This is a genomic window from Protofrankia sp. Cas8, assembly GCF_963555845.1.
In the GTDB taxonomy this organism is placed as follows: Bacteria; Actinomycetota; Actinomycetes; order Frankiales; family Frankiaceae; genus Protofrankia.
This window is the reverse complement of sequence record NZ_CAUVXI010000266.1, coordinates 1-6,373: the sequence shown is the minus strand read 5'-3', so window position 1 is coordinate 6,373 and position 6,373 is coordinate 1. Positions and strand designations below refer to the sequence as shown.

The 6,373-nt window shown below is 67.1% G+C and carries 11 protein-coding genes; 6 read left to right on the top strand and 5 right to left on the bottom strand.

Annotated features, from left to right (window positions below):
- Window positions 1-214: 214 nt before the first annotated feature.
- Complete coding sequence (rdgB, locus tag U9977_RS24740; protein ID WP_322751686.1) at window positions 215-832, top strand: RdgB/HAM1 family non-canonical purine NTP pyrophosphatase; 618 nt, start codon at window positions 215-217, stop codon at window positions 830-832.
- 581 nt (window positions 833-1,413) lie between these two features.
- Here rdgB and U9977_RS24735 read toward each other — a convergent pair.
- A complete protein-coding gene (locus U9977_RS24735; RefSeq protein WP_322751685.1) occupies window positions 1,414-1,692 on the bottom strand; it encodes a DUF6247 family protein in 279 nt (92 codons plus the stop codon).
- A gap of 131 nt (window positions 1,693-1,823) precedes the next feature.
- Between U9977_RS24735 and U9977_RS24730 the strand changes: the two genes are divergently transcribed.
- The 5 genes from U9977_RS24730 to U9977_RS24710 all read left to right on the top strand — a co-directional run bounded on the left by U9977_RS24730 (window position 1,824) and on the right by U9977_RS24710 (window position 4,294).
- Window positions 1,824-2,252 carry a TIGR03668 family PPOX class F420-dependent oxidoreductase gene (locus U9977_RS24730; RefSeq protein ID WP_322751684.1) on the top strand — a complete coding sequence of 143 codons (429 nt, stop codon included), beginning with the start codon at window positions 1,824-1,826 and terminating at the stop codon, window positions 2,250-2,252.
- 153 nt (window positions 2,253-2,405) lie between these two features.
- On the top strand, window positions 2,406-2,759 hold the full coding sequence (locus U9977_RS24725; protein WP_322751683.1) for a hypothetical protein: 354 nt from the start codon (window positions 2,406-2,408) through the stop codon (window positions 2,757-2,759).
- Between the two features lie 358 nt (window positions 2,760-3,117).
- Window positions 3,118-3,453 (top strand): hypothetical protein, encoded by a 336-nt coding sequence (locus tag U9977_RS24720; RefSeq protein WP_322751682.1) that lies wholly within the window; start codon window positions 3,118-3,120, stop codon window positions 3,451-3,453.
- Window positions 3,450-3,935: a MerR family transcriptional regulator gene (locus tag U9977_RS24715; RefSeq protein WP_322751681.1), complete on the top strand. Its 486-nt coding sequence runs from the start codon at window positions 3,450-3,452 to the stop codon at window positions 3,933-3,935. Before U9977_RS24720 ends, U9977_RS24715 begins: the two co-directional genes overlap by 4 nt.
- Window positions 3,932-4,294, top strand: a complete 363-nt coding sequence (locus tag U9977_RS24710) for a hypothetical protein (protein WP_322751680.1) — start codon at window positions 3,932-3,934, stop codon at window positions 4,292-4,294. Before U9977_RS24715 ends, U9977_RS24710 begins: the two co-directional genes overlap by 4 nt.
- Window positions 4,295-4,406: 112 nt before the next feature.
- Here the strand turns inward: U9977_RS24710 and U9977_RS24705 are convergent, their stop codons facing one another.
- From U9977_RS24705 to U9977_RS24695, 4 genes are all read right to left on the bottom strand, one after another.
- Entirely contained in the window at window positions 4,407-5,150 is a 744-nt protein-coding gene (locus tag U9977_RS24705) for an SDR family oxidoreductase (protein WP_322751679.1), read from the bottom strand.
- 299 nt (window positions 5,151-5,449) lie between these two features.
- Window positions 5,450-5,602 carry a transposase family protein gene (locus U9977_RS27290; protein ID WP_416210769.1) on the bottom strand — a complete coding sequence of 51 codons (153 nt, stop codon included), beginning with the start codon at window positions 5,600-5,602 and terminating at the stop codon, window positions 5,450-5,452.
- 114 nt (window positions 5,603-5,716) lie between these two features.
- Window positions 5,717-6,157, bottom strand: coding sequence for a hypothetical protein (locus tag U9977_RS24700; RefSeq protein WP_322751678.1), 441 nt, complete (start codon window positions 6,155-6,157; stop codon window positions 5,717-5,719).
- On the bottom strand, window positions 6,154-6,373 hold a 220-nt coding region (locus tag U9977_RS24695; protein ID WP_322751677.1), incomplete at its 5' end, for a hypothetical protein. The genes U9977_RS24700 and U9977_RS24695, both read right to left, overlap by 4 nt.

Genomic DNA, 6,373 nt, shown 5'->3' with positions numbered 1-6,373 from the left:
GACGCGGACCATCGGCCCTGTGCCGTTCGACCGGGTCATGCTCGACCGGCTGCTTGATCTGGGCGCCCAGGGATGCGCGCGACTGACCGAGATTCAGCGGGCGGCCCTTGCCGGGGTGCGTCCGGTGCCCTCAGGTGGGCCACGGTCGGCGACCCGGCCCTCGCCCCGGTGATCGCTGATGGCCTCCAATGACGATCGTGCGGTGCGTGGGGTCGTGTCCACGCGCGTCGTGCTGGCGAGCCGCAACGGCGCCAAGCTCGTCGAGCTGCGCCGCATTCTGGCGGCTGCGGGGCTCAGCGTCGAGTTGCTGGCACTGCCCGACGGCCCGGATGTGGCGGAGACCGGGGCAACCTTCGCCGAGAACGCGCTGATCAAGGCGCGGGACGCCGTGCGGGTCACCGGTCTGCCCGCCGTGGCGGACGATTCAGGGCTTGCGGTCGACGCCCTCAACGGGATGCCCGGGGTATTGTCCGCGCGGTGGGCCGGGTTGCTGTCTGGGGTGTCTGCGGCCGAGCGTGACGCCGCCAACAACGCGCTCGTGCTCGCCCAGTTGGCCGACGTGCCCGCGGCGCGGCGCGGCGCGGGGTTCGTGTGCGCGGCGGCCCTGGTGACCCCGGACGGCACCGAACAGGTCGTGCACGGCGAGATGCGCGGACGGCTGCTGACCGGGCCGCGCGGGACCGGCGGTTTCGGCTACGACCCGCTGTTCCTGGCTGACGGCGAGGACCGGACGAGTGCGGAGCTCAGCCCGGCCGAAAAGGACTCGATCAGTCACCGGGGGCGGGCCTTCGGAGAGCTCGCGGGTGTCCTGCGGGCGCGGCTCGGTATCTGACCGCGCCCGCCTGGTCGGCTCCGGCCCGTGTCCGGGGAGCGGTCGGACATGTCCGGAGCGTTCCACGTGGAGATCTCCTATCGGGCGTTTGGTCACGTTCCGTGATTGACCTCCCGGTGTTGCGCGGACGACGGCGAATTCCGGCAAAATACATTGCGATAGACCACGCCAAAACGGGTACATGGAGGCCAATCGCCGTGTAAGCTAGAACCACCTGTAATCGATCAGTGACTATTTGCTATCGGCAGGGTAGGTTAAGGACGCGGCTGAGGTGTCCGGGTCGTTCCCATCCGTCCCCGACTCGTGACACCCCAGTCGCGTCCTCGATCACCCTCGGTGGCTGCTGATTCGAGTGATGGGTGCGCCGGTCTTGGCGCGCCAGGCACCGTCGGCGCGTGGGAAGGGGAGCGCCAGTCCGGCGTCTGCCGTCCGGCGGCTCCGGTAGCGGTCCTGGTCCCGTGCCGGCGTGCGAAAAGCCTGTCAGGCCGGTGGTGGTGTCAGCCGAGCCAGCGGACCCGCAGGACGGTGGTGGTGCGCCAGCGTTCCTCTATCGTGCAATGCGTCACGTATCGTGTAATGCATCACGCTGTTCGCTGGCGTACGTCACCCATCGCACCGTGTAGCGCTTCATCGGCGCCCGCCGGATTCGCGCACAGTACCGCCGCCGGCCACCATCGTTCGACCACATCCTGGACGGCATCCAGATCAAACTGGTCGTCGGCGTGCGCCAATGCGTTGCGAAATTCCGCCTCGAACTCAGCCCGGCGTTCCGGATCGAGCGCGGCATGGACCCCCGGCCCGGTCTTGTCCACCCGGATCCGCACCCCGTACAGCGGGGTCGTCACGTCCGCGTCAGCCATGGTCCCATTGTCTCGTCCTGCTGTCGGGACCGAAGGCGGGGGCATCGTTGCGTGCTGCTCTGTCCTGACGGCAGGTCTGTCGTAACGGTAAGTGCTCGTGGCGGTAGTGCTCGTGGCGGTAGGTATGGGGGATGAATCTGGACGCTGCTGAGGCACGCGGTCGGTTTGCCACCGGCGGGGTAGCCCGGCTGGCCACGGTGGACGCGGGCGGGCAGCCGCACCTGGTACCGGTGACCTTCGCACTCCACGATGACATGATCGTGATGGTCGTGGACCACAAGCCCAAGCGCTCGACGGCTCTGCGGCGTCTGGCCAATATCGCGGTCAATCCGAGCGTCAGCCTGATTGTCGATCATTACGCTGACGACTGGAACCAGTTGTGGTGGGCGCGTGCCGACGGCGTCGCCCGCATCGTCGAGGACGGATCCGCCTGGCGTGACGCGATTGACCAGCTGGTGGCGAAGTACGGCCAGTACCGGGAACGTCGACCGGCGGGCCCGGTCATGCTGGTGGAGGTCCGCCGCTGGACCGGCTGGGCCTATGCCGGTGTGAGTGGGTGAGCAGAAGAGCGCCCGATGACTCGGACGGTACGTCCGGATACGCCTACCCAGCCTACTGATCCGTACATGGTGGTCACCTGCGGGTAACGCGACCATCACATGATCAGGAGATCCTTACGTAGTGAATCTTGCCGTTTGGCGAGATGGGGTGGGATGTCTGAGCGGGAGGGGGCGGTGGGGCCGGTGGCGGCAGCCAGCGCAAACAGGGGCGGCGGTAGGGCGAAGGCCGGTGCTGAGGAGACTGGTGCTGGGGAGACCGGGGTCGGGCAGCTGCCCGTTCTCTATGGAGTCGTCCGCTTTGATTCGGGGGAGAATCGGCGGGTCCGTGACACAACGATCACGTTTGGTTCGGCCGAGTCGGCGGAACTGTTCGCCATCGAGAACGGCTGGCACGATTACCAGGTCACGCCGCTATTCTTCTTCACGGACGTCGCCGCAATGGTGGGGACCGGGATGTCGCTGGATGTCGCGTTGGCGCGCGCGGCCGACCGATCCGCGGCACGGTGAGGTTCGTCCCGAGAGCGTCCGGTAACTGACTTTTCATGCCATGGCCCTGCCGGGGTGGAGCTGTAGTGGCATGTCAGGCCGGTCGCACGACCGCTGCGGTGTCGTAGGCGATGATCTCGACAAAGCCGTTACCGACCTCGGAGGAGTCGAATTGGCAGGTCCGGGCCAACGACTCAGACCATGATCGGCGCGTGTTTGTTCTTGGGTACGGTTTTCGGGCCGATATGCGTACCTGACGACAAACACGCGCCGATCATGGGGATGGCAGGCGCTCCGGGGTTGCATCCGGTACCCGAGTACAGGCTTACCGTCAGTTCGAGGCGCTCGCGGGAGGGCGTCCGGAGCGAAGGAGAGAGCCGTGAGCGGATGCGGACCCGCCGGGTGCACCCTGCCGACCGAGGAACAGCCGTTGCGGCTGGCCGAATGGGACAGGCTGTTCACCGACTCGCTTGTCGAGGTCACCCGTAGGCGTCCCACGTCGCTCGTGTTGACGTTGACCGCCTCCGGCGGGGTGGAGGCCGAGGTCCGGGACCTGGCCGGGCGGGAGTCGTCGTGCTGTGCGTTCTTCCAGTTCACGGTCGCCTCGACCGGCGAGACGGTTGTCGTCGCGGTGAACGTGCCGGATGCGCGCGCGGACGTGCTCGACTGGATCGAAACCCGCACTGCCCCGACCGTGCACCGGAGCTGCCGGTGAGCCTGGGCGGCCTGCGCACCAGCGAGCTCGCCACCGCGGCCGGGGTGAACACCCAGACGCTGCGCTATTACGAGCGGCGGGGACTGCTGGCCGAACCGGTGCGCACCCCGGGCGGGCACCGGCTCTATCCGGCCGAGGCGGTGAGCCTGCTGGGCGTCATCAAGGCCGCGCAGCGGCTCGGGTTCACCCTCGACGAGGTCGCCGAACTACTCGCCAGCGGCCGGCGCCGCCACCCCACCGGCGCGCTACGGGAACGTGCGGTCGCGAAACTCGACGAGATCAACATCAGGATCGAACATCTCGAGACCATCCGGACCGCGCTCGCCGGGGTGATCGAGGCCGGCTGCGACAGTCTCACCCACTGCACCTGCCCGGACTGCCCGTTGCCCTTCGTCGAGATAGCCCCGATCCCTCCGGACAACATCGATCACGATCACGATGTTGTCCCGTCCCGCCACACCGCCACCAGGAGACGACCATGACCACCCTGCCCGCCAGAGATCGTCGTGGTCCAGGCCCGGCACCGGCCGCGCTGGCGTACGTCCTCGCCGACAGCGAGGTCGACAGCGAGGAACCGCGCTCTCCCCGGCGGGTCGCGCTGTCCGGTGCGCTGGCCGTGGCCGCCTGCGCGGCGTGCTGCGCGCTCCCACTGCTGGTCGCCGCGGGAATGCTCACCGCCGGCGCAGCCGCGGCGCTGAACCAGACGCTCCTCGCCGTCGCCGTCGGCCTTGTTGTGCTTGCGGTCGTGTTCTGGGGGCGCCACCAGCGACGTCGCGCTGCCTTCCGTGCCGCGAGCAGCCGCGGTGGTACCTGCGGGTGCGGCGGCGGATGCTCCTGCTAGCGGCGCCCCTTCGTGGACCAGTCGCGGTTGGCCGCTCGTCCGCGGGTCCGGGCGAGACGGCGGGTGGCTACCAAGTGCCAGACAGCCGTCAGTGGCGAAGGAGCGGGTTGAGTCAGCGGCCTCCGGTGACGTCGAGGATCGCTCCGGTGACGTAGGACGCCTCGGGCGAGCACAGCCAGGTGATCGCGTGTGCGACCTCGTCGGGCTCACCGCCGCGACCCATCGGGACGCCGGTCGCGAGGCGCTCGATGCGGCCGGGTTGCCCGCCACTGGCGTGGATGTCGGTGCGGATGAGGCCGGGGCGGACGGCGTTGACCCGGATGCCGTCGGCCGCGACCTCCTTGGCCAGGCCGATCGTCATGGTGTCGATGGCGCCCTTGGAGGCGGCGTAGTCGATGTACTCGCCGGGGCTGCCGAGGCGGGCGGCTGCCGAGGAGACATTGACGATGACGCCACCCGCTGCGCCGTGCCGCGTCGACATGCGCCGGATCGCATGCCCGGCGCACAGGAAGGCACCGACGACGTTGACGGCGAACATGGCGACGAGCCGGTCGTGGGTCATCTCCTCGACCCGTGCCGGTCCGGCGACGATGCCCGCATTGTTGACCAGCGCCGCCACCGGTCCCATGGCGTCCGCGGCCATGAACAGTGCGGCGACCGCGTCCGGCGAGGTGACATCGGTGGGAACGGCGACGGCGGCCACGCCGGCGGCCTTGCATTCCGCCACGACCTGTCGGGCCGATGCGGCGGCTGCTCGGAAGCCGATGCAGACGTCCCAGCCACGGCGGGCCAGCAGGACCGCCGTGGCCGCGCCTATCCCACGGCTACCGCCTGTGACAACCGCCACGCTGCGCATCCGTGACCTCCCGGACTGATTCTCCACCGCGAGCGAGCACCCATCAGCAACGGTCCGACGTTCCGCTCACGGACGTGGCACTGGCACGCCGATCTACCGGCAGGCCCAGCCGACACGTGAGAGCCGAGCCCCCGCCCGGTCGCGGTCCTCGAGGCCTACGCCACTGCGCCCGCCGCCGTCGGCGATTTTTACACCCGCCGCGGGCTCGGCCCCGCCACCGTCGCGGGTCAGCATGCTGGTCCTTGATAGTGCGATCTGAGATACTGCGATCTAGGATCCCGGTGCGCTGGACCCGCGTCTCAAGGCGCATGGTGATGTAAGGAGGGGCGGGTCGCCATGATGCGCCAGTTATTCAGGTGCGCAATCGCCCACTCCACCGCAACCCTGATCTTGGAGAGTCGGGTATTGAACTCCTTGTCCGCATCGGTGAGGTCAGACCCAGGTTTCTTCATCTCTGCTGCCAGCTATTCGAACTGTGGCTGGCCGAACTCGAACGCCGGCAGAGGATGCACAGCGGGAACTCCTCGACGCCGGAGAGGCAAGGCCGACTTTGAGAAACAGTTCGACTAGCGAGTAATCGTGACACGATCCGCGGTCAACCAGAGATCTTCAATATGAAGCAGGTCGCTCGACCGCAGAAAAAGTTGCGCCCGCCCAACTAGTTCCAGCAGCCCAGCGAGTACCGCCTCAGCCTGCTGTTGAGCATTGGCATCCCGAAAAATCCAGCTAGGTATACACAGTTTTCCCGTAGGCATCTCATCCTCTCCAAGAACTTCCGCCAAGCGCTCGAGGGCATCGGTCGGCGCATGAAACAGGAGATAAAGACGGTCGTCAACCGTATGATATCTGGTGCGCTCCCCGGCCAGCTGGAAGTACCAGGTGGAGTCAGTATCAGCTATCCGCAGGAAGCCTTCGAGAGGACCGTCGAACCAGTCAAGAACGACTGCCCGTTCCATTCTGATTTCCCGGAGAGGAATCGCAGCCAATTGCTCCGCAGCAGTGGTCATTTTGACCGCCCGAAAAGTAGATTGAAGGCCTGAGTAACATCCGCCGTCACTGGCTTCGGTAACACCATGGTGTGGTGATCAATATCCTGTCTTGTTGGCGTGTGTTCTAGACGAAAACCTGCGTCCTCGATCTGTTGACGTGCCGCAGTCACAGAGTCAGTGGGCTCCCTGGACAAACGGAGATTCGATTCAGGGCTTGTTACCGATACACCGAAG

Bases quoted from the DNA above. Each gene is read 5' to 3' on its own strand.
- U9977_RS24735 (WP_322751685.1), bottom strand. From the start codon at position 1,692: ATGGCTGACGCGGACGTGACGACCCCGCTGTACGGGGTGCGGATCCGG.
- U9977_RS24730 (WP_322751684.1), top strand. From the start codon at position 1,824: ATGAATCTGGACGCTGCTGAGGCACGCGGTCGGTTTGCCACCGGCGGG.
- U9977_RS24725 (WP_322751683.1), top strand. From the start codon at position 2,406: ATGTCTGAGCGGGAGGGGGCGGTGGGGCCGGTGGCGGCAGCCAGCGCA.
- U9977_RS24710 (WP_322751680.1), top strand. From the start codon at position 3,932: ATGACCACCCTGCCCGCCAGAGATCGTCGTGGTCCAGGCCCGGCACCG.
- U9977_RS24705 (WP_322751679.1), bottom strand. From the start codon at position 5,150: ATGCGCAGCGTGGCGGTTGTCACAGGCGGTAGCCGTGGGATAGGCGCG.
- U9977_RS27290 (WP_416210769.1), bottom strand. From the start codon at position 5,602: ATGAAGAAACCTGGGTCTGACCTCACCGATGCGGACAAGGAGTTCAAT.
- U9977_RS24700 (WP_322751678.1), bottom strand. From the start codon at position 6,157: ATGACCACTGCTGCGGAGCAATTGGCTGCGATTCCTCTCCGGGAAATC.